The organism is Natronosalvus rutilus, from assembly GCF_024204665.1.
GTDB lineage: Archaea > Halobacteriota > Halobacteria > Halobacteriales > Natrialbaceae > Natronosalvus > Natronosalvus rutilus.
Genome location: NZ_CP100355.1, coordinates 2,078,054 through 2,092,760 on the forward strand (window position 1 = coordinate 2,078,054; position 14,707 = coordinate 2,092,760).

Genomic DNA, 14,707 nt, shown 5'->3' on the forward strand with positions numbered 1-14,707 from the left:
TGCCGATTGCCAGTATCGGTTCGCTACGGTCTGAGTTCGGATCTGCGTGTCGGTCGGTGCCATCGTGGTCACCTCGAGTCAGGTACCAGCACGGTTAGTACCGAAATCCTCAACTACCTTCTCGGCCGTGAGTTCGCCGCTGATGAGACACATCGGGACGCCGATGCCGGGCGTGGTGTACGATCCGGTGAAGTAGAGGCCGTCGACTTCCTTCGAGCGGTGTGGTGGTCGAAAGAGGGACGTCTGTCGCAGGGTGTGGGCCATTCCCAGCGCGGTGCCCGCGAAGCTGTTGTACCGGTCGGCGAAGTCGTCGACGCTGAACGTCTCCTCGAAGACGATTCGGTCGCAGAGGTCGGTGCCGGTGTGCTCGGCGATGTCCGCGAGGACGAAGTCTCGGTACTCCTCTCGAATCTCGGGAGTGTCCTCGAGGCCCGGTGCGACCGGGACGAGCACGAACAGGTTGCTGTGGCCCTCGGGAGCGACGGTGTCGTCGGTCTCGGAGGGGACACAGAGGTAGTAGGCCGGGTCGTCCGGCCAGGCGGGCTCGTCGAAGATCTGTTCGAAGTGGTGCTCCCAGTCCGTCGGGAGCACGAGGGTGTGGTGGGCGAGGTCCGGCACGTCACCCTCCACACCGAGGTAGCACAAAAACGCGGAGGGGGCGTAGGTGCGCGACGCCCAGTAGTCGGCGTCGTAGCCGCGCTTCTCGGGCGGGAGCAGCGCTTGCTCCGTGTGGGCGTAGTCGGCGTTGCTGACCACCAGGTCCGTCTCGAGGGGTCCCTTCGGGGTTTCGACGCAGAACGCTCCCTCGCGACCCTTGATCTCGGTCGCCGGCCGGTTCGTCTCGTAGGTGACGCCGAGTTCGCGCCCGAGGTCGGCGATGCCGTCGATGACCCCGCCGATGCCGTCTTCGGGGTACCAGACGCCGAGGTTGAAGTCGACGTGGCTCATCAAATTGTACAGCGCGGGGGTGTTTCGGGGCGACCCGCCGAGGAAGACGAGGGTATACTGCATTATCTGCTGGAGTTTCGGGTGGTCGAAGTAGTTCTCGACGTGACCCTGCATCGACCCCAGCAGCGAGAGGCCGCGAGCCTGGCGGGCCACGTCGAGGTCGAGATAGTCGCGCAGGCGCTCGCGGTCCTCGTAGACGAAGTGTTCCATCCCGACCTCGTAGTTCTCCCTCGATTTCTCGAGGTAGCGCTCTAACGCTTCCCCAGCCCCATCTTCGTAGGATTCGAACACAGCTTTGGTCCGCTCGAGGTTGCTCGTGACGTCCACCCGGTCCCCGTCCTTGAAGAAAATTCGATAGTGGGGATCGAGGTGAGTGAGGTCGTAGTAGTCGCTCGGCGAGCGATTGAACGTTGCGAAAAACCGCTCGAACACGTCCGGCATGAGGTACCAGGAGGGCCCCATGTCGAAGCGAAAGCCGTCTTTCTCGAGGCGGCTGGCCCGTCCACCGAGTTGCTCGTTCTTCTCGATGACCCGCACCTCGGCCCCGGCGTCCGCGAGGTAGCACGCCGTCGACAGCCCGCCGATTCCGGCCCCGATCACGACGACCGACTCTCCCGCGAGCGAGTGCATGGTCCCAAAGTAGTGTTGGATCAGTGATAAACGTGTGCCTCCTTACGTAGGTATCGCTCGCGAGGGGGACTCTCGTTGCCGGTCGATGTGCTCGAGTAACTGACCGCCGAGGGCCGATGCGCTCGAATAACCAGCCACGGCGAGTTGAGTCGATCGAGTATCCGGCCGCGGCGAGTCGATACGCTCGAGTAACTGGCCGCCGTGAGTCGTGCATGGACGAACGGACGGTCGTCGTCACCGGCGGGACGCACGGAATCGGTCGAGCGGTCGCCAGGGCCTTCGCGGCCGAGGCGTGGACGGTCGTCGTCGGGGCTCGAGACGCCGCCGAACTCGAGGAGACGGTCGCGGACCTCGTCTCGGAGACCGACGGGACAGTCACGGGTCTCCGAGCTGACGTTCGCGACGAGTTCGACTGCGAGCGATTGATGGAGACCACCTCGAGGGCCGGACCGAAGAGCGGAATCGACGTGGTCGTCGCCTGTGCCGGCGTCTATCATGGCGACGCGGGCGAAACGCCGATCGACGACGAATCCTACAGCCGCTTCGACGACCACTGGCGGACGAACGCGCGCGGCGTGTTCGCCACGATCACGGAAGCCCTGCCGCATTTGAGCGACGGCGCTCGCGTGCTCGTTCCGACGAGTTCGGTTGCCCGCGACGGAAAGTCAGGATACGGCTCCTACGCCGTCTCGAAAGCGGGTGCCGAGGCGGTCGTTCGCGGGTTCGCCGTCGACACCGACTTCGTCGTCGGCTGTCTCGATCCTGGCCAGGTCGCGACGGACCTCACTGGCGGCGAGGGACGGGACCCCGCATCGGTGGCCGAACTCTTCGTCTGGGCGGCGACCGAGTGCGACCCGGATGCGCTCGACGGCGAGGTCGTCGGCCTCGCCGACTGGAAGCGGGCGACGAGAGACGAGACGAACGACGGGATTGACAGGGAGGAAGCGACCGGCGGGATCGACGGATAGGGGCGACCTCGAGACCACAGGTGTTTACGGTCCCACGCCGTACGCCCGGTATGACGAGACTGTCGGCGGCTGTCGGGTGGGTCCGAGCGACCATCGATCGCCAGCGCGAGACGCTCGCGAACGAGGGCGCGCTCACCTACCTTCGCACCCGCCCGCAGGCCGTCCTTGGCGCCTTCGGCACTCTGTTGCTCTCGATGGACTCGAGGCGGATGGACTCCGACGAGGTCCAGAAACGCTGGGCGGAGCGCTCGGGCGTCTACTCGCCGGAGTTCTACGCCGACATGGGGACGACCGGCGGCACAGAGTCGATCCGCTCGGTGCTTGACGCGCGCGTCGAACGTGACGCGACGATCCTCGAGGTCGGCTGCAGTGCCGGCCGTCACCTCGAGCACCTCCGCGAGCACGGCTACGAGAACCTCCACGGGATCGACCTGAACGAGGACGCCAGCGACGTCATGGCCGAGCGCTATCCCGAGCTAGCCGAGGACGGGACGTTCTACTGGGAACCGCTCGAGGACGTCCTCCCGCGACTCGAGGACGGCCAGTTCGACGTCGTCTTCTCAGTGGAGGCCCTCCAGCACATCCACCCCGACAACGAGTGGGTGTTCGGCGAAATCGCCCGGGTGACCGACGACCTGCTGGTGACGAAGGAGAACGAGCCCGACGGCGATCAGTTGTTGCGGACTACGCAGGTCGAGGACTTTCCGCTCTATTTCAGGCAGTGGAAGCCGATCTTCACCGACCTGGGATTCACCCAGCTGGCCCGGACCGAGGACAGCGTCGATACGTTGCGGGTGTTCTACCGGAAGAGCGAGCCAGCGGCTGAGACGGGTGTCGACGTCGGCGAACTCGAGGAAGCACTCTGAGCCGTTTCGCTCCTTCCTGACGCCTAACTCTCGAGGTCGACTGCACCGGGTTTCTTTCCGTCTCGATCCTTTGAGGGGACCTCGTTAAGACGCGGTCACGTCCGAAACATTTTATTTCACTATCACGAACGGGTACGCATGGACTCGACCGATCGTCCGATGCTAATGGCGACACTGGTCTATATCGGTTCGGTTCTCCTCGTCGGGCTTCCCTCGACGATCGTGCTGTACATGCTGTTGTCTGACCTGCTCGTAGCTCTCGACTACGATCACCTGGTGACCGGCGGGGGCAGCGGCCTCCTGTTGGTGGGCCTCTCGCTGCTACTGGGCCTCCAGCTCGCCGTCGAGGCCGCTGCGATTCAGCTGAGCGGGCTCGAGGCACTCGGGCGCGGATCACGGCGAGTCGCGATGGCTCGGTTCCTGATCCTCACGCTCGGCGTCTTCGCCGTCCTCGCCGGGGCTACCTGGGTCGGGTTCTCGACGGCACTCGCCGGATTCGGCTGGGCGGCGGCGATCCTCGGACTCCTCGTCGGGTTCGCCGGCGTCGCCGTCCTCTATCGCGGCGCGAGTGCGTTCCTCGCCGGGTTCCGTGGCAGCAATGACTGAAGGAAGGAAACGCGAGTCGGAACGCCGACTCGAGTTCTAGCGTACGGACTCGAGCAACAGCTTCTGTTCGACGCGCTTGACCTCGTGTTGCACGTCGCGGACGGCGTCGATGTTCGCCGAAATCGAGCTGACGCCCTCGTTGACGAGGAACCGGACCATCTCGGGCTTCGAGCCCGCCTGGCCGCAGATGCTCGTGTCGATGTCGTGCTCGCGGCAGGTCTCGATCACGTCGCCGATCAGGCGGAGAACGGCCGGGTGGAGTTCGTCGAACCGGTCGGCGACGTTCTCGTTGTTCCGGTCGACCGCGAGGGTGTACTGGGTGAGGTCGTTCGTCCCGAAGGAGGCGAAGTCGATGCCCGTCTCGGCCATCTGGCCGACCGAGAGCGCCGAGGCTGGCGTCTCGATCATCACGCCCCACTTGCGCTTCTCGGGGTCGATGCCGGCTTCCTGCATGAGCCGCTTGGCCTGAAAGACGTCCTCGGCGTCGTTGACCAGCGGGAACATAATCTCGACGTTGTCGTAGCCCATCTCGAACAGGCGACGGAACGCCTCGAGTTCGTAAGCGAAGACGTCCGGGCGGTCGAGGCTGCGACGGATGCCGCGGTAGCCGAGCATCGGGTTGTGCTCGGCGGGCTCGCCCTCGCCGCCCTCGAGCTCGCGGAACTCGTCGGTCGGGGCGTCGAGGGTGCGGACGCGGACGGGGCGCGGGTAGAACTCGTCGGCGACCGTTCGGATGCCCTCGATGAGTTCGCCGACGTAGGCGTTCTCGCCGTTGTCCTCGATGTACTTCGCGGGCGTCTTGCCGAGCGAGAGGATCATGTGCTCGATGCGCAGCAGGCCGACGCCGTCGGCGCCAGTGGCGGCCGCCCGGTTGGCAGCCTCCGGAATCGAGACGTTGACCTTGACCTCCGTGGCCGTCATCGGCTTGACCGGCGACTGTGGCCGGACCTCCTCGACGGGTTCGCGGTTCTCCTCGGGTTCGCTCGCCCCCTCGAGGACCGTTCCCTTGTCGCCGTCGAGGGTGACGACCTGGCCGTCCTCGAGGACGGTACTCGCGTTCTGGGTTCCGACGATTGCGGGGACGCCGAGTTCTCGAGAGACGATGGCGGCGTGGCTGGTCATGCCGCCCTCGTCGGTGACGATGCCGGAGGCACGTTTCATCGCCGGCACCATGTCGGGCGTGGTCATCTCGGTGACGATGATGTCGCCCGATTCGACCTTGTCGAGTTCGTCGAGTTTGCGGATGATCCGGACCGCGCCGCTGGCGGTGCCGGGGCTCGAGCCGAGGCCGTCGACGATGACCTCGCCGGTTTTTGAGCTCGAGTCGGCGGATTCACCGCCGGCGACCGCCTGCGAACCGCTGCCGTCGGTGATGCCGGTCGCCGCGTCCGCCTCGACTCCGGACTGGTCGAGCCCCGAGGTTTCGACGTCGGGGTCGAACCCGCCCTCGATGGTCGTGATCGGCCGTGACTGGAGCATGTAGATGTCGCCGTCGATCATCGCCCACTCGACGTCCTGGGGCGTGTCGTAGTGCGATTCGACGCGTTCGCCGAGTTCGACCAGTTGCTCGAGGTCGCGATCGGAGAGCACCCGCGCGTTCCGGCGGTCCTCGTCCACCTCGCGCTCGACGGTTTCGCCAGTCTCCTCGTCCTTGACGTGCATCACCTTCTTCTCGGCGACGGTGACGTCGACCGAGCCGTCCTCGCGGGAGACGACGTAGTTGTCCGGGGAGACGGCCCCGGAGACGACGGCCTCGCCCAGTCCCCAGGCAGCCTCGATGATCATGGTGGGGTCACCCGTGGAGGGGTGGCTCGTGAACATAACGCCCGAGGTCTCGGCATCGACCATCTGCTGGACGACGACGGCGATGTTGACGACGGAGTGGTCGAATCCCTGCTCCTGTCGATAGTAGATTGCCCGCTGGGTGAACAGCGAGGCCCAGCACCGGCGGACGCGGTCGAGCAGGTCGTCCTCGGTGATGTTCAGGAACGTCTCCTGTTGGCCGGCGAAGGAGGCGTCCGGGAGGTCCTCGGCCGTCGCCGACGAACGCACGGCGACGAAGGCTTCCTCGTCATCCCCAACCTCGCGGTAGGATTCGATAATCTCCTCGCGAAGCTCGTCAGGGAACGGCGTCTCGAGGATAAGTTCCTGGGCGCCGTCGGCCGCGCTCGCGAGCGCGGCCGAGTCTTCGACGTCGACGTCGACGACCTCAAATAGTTCCTCGTCGATGCCGGCGTCCTCGATGAAGCGTCGATAGGTCCCGGCGGTGACGACGAACCCGGGTGGGACGGGCAACCCAGCATTCGTGAGTTCCCCGAGGGAGGCACCTTTGCCGCCGACAGTCTCGATGTCGTCGGCGCTGATCTCGTCCAGCCAGAGTACTGCCATCTGTGTCTTTGTGGACACCGCATCGAATAAAGAAGGTTGCGAACAATGCTTACAATTTCCAACTCGAAACCGAATGAACTTCTCGAACGGTGGCCGACTCGGTCGGACGGGCAGGACCGTCCGAATCTCCTCCGAATCTCCGTACGGTGTGGTGTTTGTGAGTTCATAAGCGACCTTCATCGGTGGGTAAATGCCTCCCGCTCCAATGAAGTCCCGAAGTGACTATACCGCTCGAGTGAGAGTCTCTCGCGTATGGACCTTGCGAAGGTACTCACGCGGACGCTCCAGTATCGGGCTATCGTGACTGGCTCGCTGATCAGCGGGTTCGTGCTCGTCGCTCTCGGCCTCGTGGTCGGCCTGTCGGGATCGATCGGCGCGTTGTTCTCGGATCCGACTAGTCCGGGGCAGGCGATCGAGGTGACGAGTCCGGTAATCACCGTGATCCTCTTGCTCCTCGGAATCGCCGTCTGGCAGTTCGGTCGAACGTTCGCGCTCCTGTACACCGTTCCGGTGGCCGCGGGCGAGGAAGCCGCCCGCCAGTTCGACCGGCAGACGCTCAAAAGCGACATCCTGCAGGGCCTCGACGGCCGGCTGACGGATCTCGAGGAGGACATCGCGGAGACCCGCCGGAGCGTCCAGGAGCTCAAGCGCGAGGAACACGCCGCGAGTTTCGACGAAGGGACGGCGCTCGAGACGGGCGCGGGCGACGAACCGTCGGCGCTCGAGTCCGGTTCCTCGACCGACGGCGCTGCCGGTCGTCGTCCGCTCGACCGCGAGGGATCCCGAACGAACCAGGGAACGACCTCGAGTTCTCGGTCCGAATCGGGTTCGCAGACCGCCACGGGAGGGTCCGATCCGACAGGATCGGGGTCGACCCACTCGAGCGATCGCGAACGCGACGAGTCAGGGACGAATCAGGGGTCCGATCCGCTACCCTGAATCGTTCTCTCCTCGCGTCGTTCTAGTTTCTTCCATACACTGGAACGGCGTCCCGTAGCGGCAGATCCCGTGTGCTCGATCGACGGCGTGTACTCGACCGCGATCGGTCTCGAGTGATCCGGCTCGATCCTTTAAAATACCATGACGAATATCTAAGATTAGATAGGGTTCTGGGCGCGTGCTGAATACAGGGCGCGAATGTCCCACGAAGTGAGAGCCAATCTGGATGGGGGCGTTCGATCAGTACAGGTGGAGAATGTATCACTCACAATTGGGTCGTCTGTTCTATCTCATCGAAGAATGCCTTAACTCGCTCTCGGATTTCATCACGAACCGCTCGATAGGAAGATAGTGTCTCGCCCGCAGATGCCGCTAACTCCCATTGACGCGCCTCCCCATCCCATTCCTCCGGGCGGAACCGCTCGACAGAACACCCCATCGTAACGACATAGTCGACGTCTTCAATGTCGGCTGGCGTGATTTTTCGCGGTGTCCGGTCACTAATGTCGATGTCGTCCTCCTGCATGACCACAATAACCTCTTCGTGGACGCTGTCTGCTGGATTGACGCCCCCAGTTACGATTTCTACATCCATCTCCCGCTCATCTCGTTCACGCTCTGCGAAGGCGGTCGCAATCTGGCTCCGTCCAGCGTTCCCAACACAGACGAATGCAACTTTCATGCTATGACGTTGCAGACCCAGCGGCAAGAGTGTGAGTGCTTAATCGCCTCGTGACCTATTGGAAAGTGAAATCGGCGTCGGACGCTCCGGGAGAAGCCATGCCGGAACGACCCGTGTAAGAACGACCATTCCCGTCAGTTCGATAAGCGTCTGTGTCACGACAACGGCGGGGGCCAACTCATAGTCTGCTGGGAGTGCCAGCGCCAACGGGAGGACGACCAACGAGTTCCGGGTGACTGATGTGAACACAAGCGCGCGACTCTCCCCAACGTCCATTTGGAGCACGCCAGCCGCAACCTTCCCGAGTACGGGCATGATAACGAGAAATGCGATGTATACTGGGACGACGATTGCAATCTGGCCGATTGAATCCTGTACTCGGGGAAGTTGAGAGGCGATGACGACGAACAGCGTCATGCCCATCATCGGAACGGGTAGCCACCCCATCGTCGCTTTCCAAGACTCGCCGCTCGGAGAGCGTTCCGCCCACGCTTCCGTAAGCCACGCGAGCGTCAACGGGAGTGCGATGATAACCAGAAACGCCTCGATGAACGGCCCGGCCTCGATGACCTCAGCGACCTCCGCACCCATGAACAACCAGAGATACACCGGGAGTAACAGGAGTTGAACGAGCATTAGGGCTGGCGTTGTTGCGGTGATTTGTTCGGAGTTGCCGCCTGCAAGTTCCGCGAAGGTGATTACGTAGTCGATGCAGGGCGTCAGGAGAACCATGAACACGCCCACTAAGATGACTGGTTCTGGAGGAAGAAGTCGAGTGAGTCCCCAGACAACGACGGGGACGACGAGGAAGTTCATCGCAAGCGCCGCCGCCATGAATCGCCCGTTCGTAAACGCACGGCGAAGTCGAACGAACGGGATTTCGAGAAAGGTCACGTACAGGAGAACCGCCAGTATAGGGTCAATGAGTTGTTCGATGAATGTAGTCGAACTCGGACGGCTCACCCCCACTCCAATCGCTAACACGACGGCGAGTGCGTATATGAGGACCTGACGCCGTTGGAGCCAGTCCTTCGTATCCATTCTTGTTCTACTTTGGGACTGGTGGATAAACTATCATCGCTATGTTCGCCTCCGTATGTATCGGTCGATTCCGATCTAAGATTGTGAAACAAACGAATTTGCTGTGCTGCATTCATTCTCTGTATGCAGCACGCGATTCGCATCAATCTCTAAGGGTTTCAACAGAGCCTCTCGAACCGACACTCAGGCCTCGAGTATGTCGTCCGCCTCCGCTTCGGGAACCTGTAACGAGCCGTCCAGAACGGTCACCGCTCGGCCGCCAACTTGCACCTGGTCGCCGACGCGGACGCGAACGAGTCCGGGCCGGTCGACGTAGTGGCCCTGCTCGAGGCGCAGTTCCTCGGGGAAGTCGTCGAACGCGCCGAAGTGCTCGAGGTAGGCGCCCGCGGCGCCGCTCGCGGTGCCGGTCACGGGATCCTCCGGGACGCCGGCCCCCGGGGCGAACGCTCGGCCGTGGAGGGTCGACTCGGCCTCGAGCGCGTCGAACGTGAACAGGTAGACGCCCGCGGCGTCGACCCGGTTGGCGAGCGCCGCCACGGCGGTCGCGTCCGGCTCGGCCCCGCCCACGTCCGAGAGGTAGGTGATCGGGACCTGCAGGAACGGGAGGCCGGTCGAGGAGACCGCCAGCGGGAGGTCCGCGGCGACGCCCTCAAGCCCTGCCTGATCGACGCCCAGCGCGTCGGCCACCTCGCCATACCCGAGGTCAACCTCACGAATCGTTGGGTTGTCCTGGGTCATCCAGACAGTGCCGTCGGCCTCGACGTCGATCTCGAGGACCCCCACGTTCGTCTCGAGGGTCGAGGTTCCGGGCTCGAGGTCGCCGTGCTCGGCGAGCCAGGCAAAGCTAGCGATGGTTGCGTGCCCGCAGAGGTCGACCTCCTGGGTGGGGGTGAAGTAGCGGATTCGGCGGTCGGCGTTGTCGCTCTCGAGGAGGAACGCCGTCTCGCTGACGGCCATCTCGTTGGCGATGGCCTGCATCTGCGTCTCCGAGAGGTCGTTCGCGTCCGGGACGACGCCGGCGGGGTTGCCGGCCAGCGGTTCGTCGGTGAACGCGTCGACCTGCAGTACGCGTCTCGTCTCCATGCTGGCGGCGACGGCTGACAGCCAAATGAATCCACCGACGGCCGGACCTCGCGAGTAAGGGGATGCCGTCGGCCGACGGCTCGAGGGTGCTCGTGTACGAAGGTGGTCGTATTCGGGGCACTCGTGTCCGAACGCACGTCAGTTCGAATCGGCAGGTGCGTCGAAATTCGAGACTCGATCTCTTTCGACGTCGGCTTCGTCGGTTCCAACCTCACCCCCGTTGTGTACGCCGACTGGCGGCAGGTTGACCGCGGCCGCCGGCGAGGCCTCGAGATCCGTCCGTGCCGTCAGCCGATCCAGTTCTCCCTCCTCGCGGGTATCCTGGTCGATGCGCATCGAACAGAACTCGACACCGCACATCGAACAGAAGCGAGCCTCCCTGTAGTTGTCACCGGGGAGCGTCTGGTCGTGGAACGACCGGGCGCGCTCGGGGTCGAGGGCGAGGTCGAACTGGGTCGACCAGTCGAACGCGTACCGGGCCTCCGAGAGGGCGTCGTCCCAGTCTCGAGCCCCGGGCCGACCGTTCGCGACGTCGGCGGCGTGGGCGGCGATTCGGTAGGCCGCGAGTCCGTCTCGAACGTCGTCTTTCTCCGGCAGCCCGAGGTGCTCTTTGGGCGTGACGTAACAGAGCATCGCGGTCCCGGCTCTGGCCGCCATAGCCGCCCCGATGGTGCTCGTAATGTGGTCGTATCCCGGCGCGACGTCGGTGACCAGCGGGCCGAGGACGTAAAACGGCGCGCCATCGCAGACGTCCTGCTGGCGCTCGACGTTTTCGGCGATTCGGTCCATCGGGACGTGGCCGGGCCCCTCGACCATAACCTGGACGCCCTGATCCCAGGCCCGTCGCGTCAGGTGTCCCAGCGTGTCGAGTTCGGCGTACTGCGCCTCGTCGCAGGCGTCGGCCAGCGATCCTGGACGGAGGCTATCTCCGAGGCTGAACGTCACGTCGTACTCCCCGAAGATGACGCAGATGTCGTCGTAGACCTGATAGAGTGGATTCTGTTCCCCGTAGGATTCCATCCACTTCGCGAGTATCGAGCCACCTCGCGAGACTATTCCGGTCGTTCGCCCCTCCGTCAACGGCAGGTGTTCGAGGAGGATTCCCGCGTGAATCGTCATGTAATCGACGCCCTGTCGAGCCTGCTTTTCGATTACCTCGAGCAGCAGCTCGGTCGTCAAGTCTTCAGGTGACCCGGCGCGTTTGACCGCCTCGTAGACGGGGACCGTCCCGACCGGCACGGGCGAGTGCTCGACGTTGGCCGTCCGAATGCGATCGAGGTCGCTCCCCGTCCCGAGATCCATGACGGTATCGGCGCCGTAGTGCACGGCCGTGTGAAGCTTCTCGAGTTCGGTCTCGACGTCGCTCGTCGTCTCGCTGTTGCCGATGTTGGCGTTGACCTTGGTCGCGAACGAGCGGCCGATGATCATCGGATCGAGCGCATCGTGACCGACGTTCGCTGGAATAACGGCGCGACCGTCGGCGACCGCCTGCCGAACGGCTTCCGGGGCGCGCTGTTCTCGCTCTGCGACTCGTGCCATCGCGTCGGTGACCGTCCCCGATCGGGCAGCCTGTAGTTGCGTCTCTGCCATGGACAACCTAGTGGTACCACTAGGTTATAATCCTTCACATCCCGATCTACAGCAACGTACTTATCCGTCGGGCGAGTATGTACCACGATAACACATGTACGAGTGTATCCTCGTCCCGACCGACGGCTCGGTCGAGGGCGAGCGTGCAGTCGAGTACGCCATCGACCTCGCCCGACTCCACGACGCGACGGTGCGCGCGATTTACGTGGTCAATGCGGCGAACTATGGCGGGCTGCCGATGGAGACCGCGTGGGATGGGATCACCGACGCACTCCGGGAGGAAGGGGAAGCGGCCGTCGAGCGTGTCGTCGAACTCGCACCCGACGACGTGACTGTCGAGACACAGGTGCTCGAGGGCTCGCCCAGCCGCGTGATCGTCGCCGAGGCGCAACCGGAGAAGTGCGACCTCGTCGTCATGGGGACCCACGGACGCGGCGGCATCGACCGCCTCCTCCTGGGCAGCGTCACCGAACGCGTCGTCAGACGAGCCGGCGTCCCGGTCCTGACCGTTCGCGTCGACGGCGACCGCGACGACGAACTCGAGGGCGTGCAGAACGCCCAGGCGACCGTCGAGTAGCGGAATTCGACGCCGTTATTCGATGGGGCGAAGGTGCTCGCAGTCGCCCGTCGTCACCGTCCGCTCGCCCTCGTCGGTCGCAACCGTGAGCGCGCCGTGCCCGTCGACGTCGACGGCTCGACCGACGAGTTCGGTTCCGGCGACTTCGATCCGAACACGCTGGCCGGGCGTCGCCGCGAGGTCGCGCCAGGCGGGGATCACCGCGTCCAGGTTCGATCGGTACTCGTCGAAGGTCTCGAGCACCCGCTGGACGAACCGGCGTCGGCCGACGACCCCCGCCTCGTCGCAGATGCTCGTCGCTCCCTCGGGCAGGTCGGCGGCCTCGAGGTTGGCGTTGACGCCGATGCCGACGACGAGCCACGCGACGCGGTCGGTCTCGCCCTCCATCTCCGTCAGAATACCGGCTAGCTTGCGGTAGTCGCCCCCGTCACCCGGCACGATCACGTCGTTGGGCCACTTGATCGCCGCGTCGACACCCGCCTCTCGAGCGGCCCGCGCCGTGGCGACCGCGGCCGCGAGGGTGTAGAGGGGTGCGCGAGCGGGCGGGATCTCGGGTCGACAGAGGATACTGAGCCAGACGCCGCCCGCAGGGGCGTCCCAGACGCGCTCGAGGCGGCCTCGTCCCCCGGTTTGCTCGTCGGCGACCACGACGACGTCGGTCTCACCGGACCCCGCTAACTCGCGTGCGCGGTCGTTCGTGCTGGCGAGCGTCTCGTGGTACTCGACTGCGAAGGGCGCCTCGAGGCCGTACTCGATCGCCGGCCCTGAGTACGCGTCGATCGAATCGCTGGCCAGGACGTAGCCCGATCCGGAGCTCTCGACATTGAAGCCGGCGTCCCGGAGCGCCTCAACGTGTTTCCAGACGGCCGCACGGGAGCACTCGAGTTCGGCGGCGAGCTCCGGCCCCGACACGGGGCCATCGGCTAGCGCCTCGAGGACGGCGCGTCGCGTGTCATTCATGGTCGAGAAGGCGGTCGCGGGATACTTAACCGGGGTGATTGCCGTTGATGGTTGGTGGGGCGATTGCAGTTCGACCAGGATCGCAACTCTGCCCGACTGGCCCGAACCCCTCGCGGCTTCGACGTCCGCTCAGCAGCGATGCCTCGGCTACGATGTCCCTGTATGACGATTTCGATTCGCCACCGCCCAAACCAGACACCGTCAAGACCAGTCGTCCATCGAGACTGATAAACGAACCGTATATTCACCCGTAACTGAATACGGCTGGTATCCCACTCTCGAGTCGGACCACGATGGGAGGCGAGCGCGATGAGAACGATGGTGTCGCCGGTAGTCGATTCGGAACCGTGTATCTGGGATCGGACGGCCGATTTTACACCAGCTGGGACGTCCTCGAGAAGTACCGCTCCGGCACGTGGAAGCCCTGTCTCCGTCACCGGTCTGGCCGACGACTGGTCGCCGATGGTGACGCGCTCCTGTCGTTGACGCCGGTCGCCGCCAGCGACCTGCCCGACTGGCTCGAGATCAGGGTGACGACGGGTCAGCGACGGGTGAAGACGCGAGCGATCGATACGCGACAGTAACGCGATCGCGGGCGACTGGGTCCGCGTCGGTGTCACACACTTAATAGATGGCGATGTGAATACCAGGTTTCTAGATGGTTTCGTTCGACCCACCGACCGTGAAGCGTCGGTCGTTCCTCGCTGGGGTCGGATCACTGGGCACGCTAGGAACGCTCAGGTACGCGACTCGCGAGCCGTCGACCGAGGTCGAGGTGCGGTTCTGGCTGACCGAACAGGCCTCGACGTACGACATCGCCGACCTGCTCGCGGCCCACCTCGAGGCCGCGCTCGAGTACGAGTTCTGGGACGTCGACGTCTCCTTCGGCGGCGTCGTGCCCGTCGACTCCGAGGACGGTGCCCGACCCGTCCTGTCGGGACGGTGGCCCATGGCCGTCGGATCAGGAGCGACGGGAATCGGCTCGATCGACGCCGCGAAGGACGTCAACCTGCTGGTTACCGACGGACCGATGCACACGTCGCCGACGGGGTACGCGATTCCACACGTCGCTTCGGTCGGCGGGGCGCGCCACATCGCCGAACTCGAGCCGCCGGATCAGGAGGCGGACGAACTCCCGTACTCGCGACCCAATCTCACTATCCAGGTCGTGATCCACGAGGTCGGCCACACGCTCGGGCTTCGCCACGAACACGGGCGAACGTACGTCGTCAACAAAGCGACCGTGTCGACCCCGATGATGAGCGCCTACGCGTGGGATTCGTCGTTCGAGTCCGAGAAGTCTCGGTGTGGTCAGGAGTACACCCCCCCGCCGCACCCGGACCGAAAGCTCACCCACCGATTTTCGCTCTGTGCGGAGTCGACGTTACGCGAATACAAGGGCGGCGTCAATCTGCGGTAGTTACCGTGG

The 14,707-nt window shown here is 64.4% G+C and carries 14 protein-coding genes; 7 read left to right on the plus strand and 7 right to left on the minus strand.

Annotation, left to right across the window (positions count from 1 at the left end):
- Window positions 1–78: 78 nt before the first annotated feature.
- Window positions 79–1,578, minus strand: a complete 1,500-nt coding sequence (locus NGM29_RS09970; RefSeq protein ID WP_254155916.1) for a phytoene desaturase family protein — start codon at window positions 1,576–1,578, stop codon at window positions 79–81.
- A gap of 212 nt (window positions 1,579–1,790) precedes the next feature.
- On the opposite strand from NGM29_RS09970, the gene NGM29_RS09975 reads away from it, so the two are divergent.
- The 3 genes from NGM29_RS09975 to NGM29_RS09985 all read left to right on the plus strand — a co-directional run bounded on the left by NGM29_RS09975 (window position 1,791) and on the right by NGM29_RS09985 (window position 4,018).
- Window positions 1,791–2,546 carry an SDR family NAD(P)-dependent oxidoreductase gene (locus tag NGM29_RS09975; protein ID WP_254155917.1) on the plus strand — a complete coding sequence of 252 codons (756 nt, stop codon included), beginning with the start codon at window positions 1,791–1,793 and terminating at the stop codon, window positions 2,544–2,546.
- 50 nt (window positions 2,547–2,596) lie between these two features.
- A complete protein-coding gene (locus tag NGM29_RS09980; protein WP_311136820.1) occupies window positions 2,597–3,412 on the plus strand; it encodes a class I SAM-dependent methyltransferase in 816 nt (271 codons plus the stop codon).
- Between the two features lie 138 nt (window positions 3,413–3,550).
- Complete coding sequence (locus tag NGM29_RS09985; protein WP_254155918.1) at window positions 3,551–4,018, plus strand: hypothetical protein; 468 nt, start codon at window positions 3,551–3,553, stop codon at window positions 4,016–4,018.
- Window positions 4,019–4,054: 36 nt separating this feature from the next.
- Here NGM29_RS09985 and ppsA read toward each other — a convergent pair whose 3' ends face one another.
- Window positions 4,055–6,406, minus strand: a complete 2,352-nt coding sequence (gene ppsA, locus NGM29_RS09990) for a phosphoenolpyruvate synthase (RefSeq protein ID WP_254155919.1) — start codon at window positions 6,404–6,406, stop codon at window positions 4,055–4,057.
- Between the two features lie 252 nt (window positions 6,407–6,658).
- Between ppsA and NGM29_RS09995 the strand changes: the two genes are divergently transcribed.
- Window positions 6,659–7,345: a hypothetical protein gene (locus NGM29_RS09995; RefSeq protein ID WP_254155920.1), complete on the plus strand. Its 687-nt coding sequence runs from the start codon at window positions 6,659–6,661 to the stop codon at window positions 7,343–7,345.
- Window positions 7,346–7,610: 265 nt separating this feature from the next.
- Here the strand turns inward: NGM29_RS09995 and NGM29_RS10000 are convergent, their stop codons facing one another.
- The 4 genes from NGM29_RS10000 to thiC all read right to left on the minus strand — a co-directional run bounded on the left by NGM29_RS10000 (window position 7,611) and on the right by thiC (window position 11,741).
- The gene (locus NGM29_RS10000) at window positions 7,611–8,027 is read right to left on the minus strand and encodes an arsenate-mycothiol transferase ArsC (RefSeq protein WP_254155921.1); all 417 of its coding nucleotides are present in this window, start codon (window positions 8,025–8,027) and stop codon (window positions 7,611–7,613) included.
- Between the two features lie 39 nt (window positions 8,028–8,066).
- Complete coding sequence (locus NGM29_RS10005; RefSeq protein ID WP_254155923.1) at window positions 8,067–9,068, minus strand: arsenic resistance protein; 1,002 nt, start codon at window positions 9,066–9,068, stop codon at window positions 8,067–8,069.
- A 183-nt stretch (window positions 9,069–9,251) separates the two neighbouring features.
- On the minus strand, window positions 9,252–10,151 hold the full coding sequence (locus NGM29_RS10010) for a PhzF family phenazine biosynthesis protein (RefSeq protein ID WP_254155925.1): 900 nt from the start codon (window positions 10,149–10,151) through the stop codon (window positions 9,252–9,254).
- A gap of 138 nt (window positions 10,152–10,289) precedes the next feature.
- Entirely contained in the window at window positions 10,290–11,741 is a 1,452-nt protein-coding gene (gene thiC / locus NGM29_RS10015; RefSeq protein WP_254155927.1) for a phosphomethylpyrimidine synthase ThiC, read from the minus strand.
- 94 nt (window positions 11,742–11,835) lie between these two features.
- On the opposite strand from thiC, the gene NGM29_RS10020 reads away from it, so the two are divergent.
- Window positions 11,836–12,318 carry a universal stress protein gene (locus NGM29_RS10020; protein ID WP_254155928.1) on the plus strand — a complete coding sequence of 161 codons (483 nt, stop codon included), beginning with the start codon at window positions 11,836–11,838 and terminating at the stop codon, window positions 12,316–12,318.
- 15 nt (window positions 12,319–12,333) lie between these two features.
- Here NGM29_RS10020 and NGM29_RS10025 read toward each other — a convergent pair whose 3' ends face one another.
- Window positions 12,334–13,278: a biotin--[acetyl-CoA-carboxylase] ligase gene (locus NGM29_RS10025; protein WP_254155929.1), complete on the minus strand. Its 945-nt coding sequence runs from the start codon at window positions 13,276–13,278 to the stop codon at window positions 12,334–12,336.
- A gap of 293 nt (window positions 13,279–13,571) precedes the next feature.
- Here NGM29_RS10025 and NGM29_RS10030 point away from each other — a divergent pair, with 293 nt between their 5' ends.
- Together NGM29_RS10030 and NGM29_RS10035 are read left to right on the plus strand one after the other, a co-directional pair.
- Window positions 13,572–13,862, plus strand: a complete 291-nt coding sequence (locus NGM29_RS10030) for a hypothetical protein (RefSeq protein WP_254155930.1) — start codon at window positions 13,572–13,574, stop codon at window positions 13,860–13,862.
- Between the two features lie 74 nt (window positions 13,863–13,936).
- On the plus strand, window positions 13,937–14,698 hold the full coding sequence (locus tag NGM29_RS10035; protein WP_254155931.1) for a zinc metalloprotease: 762 nt from the start codon (window positions 13,937–13,939) through the stop codon (window positions 14,696–14,698).
- The last annotated feature ends 9 nt before the right edge of the window (window positions 14,699–14,707 follow it).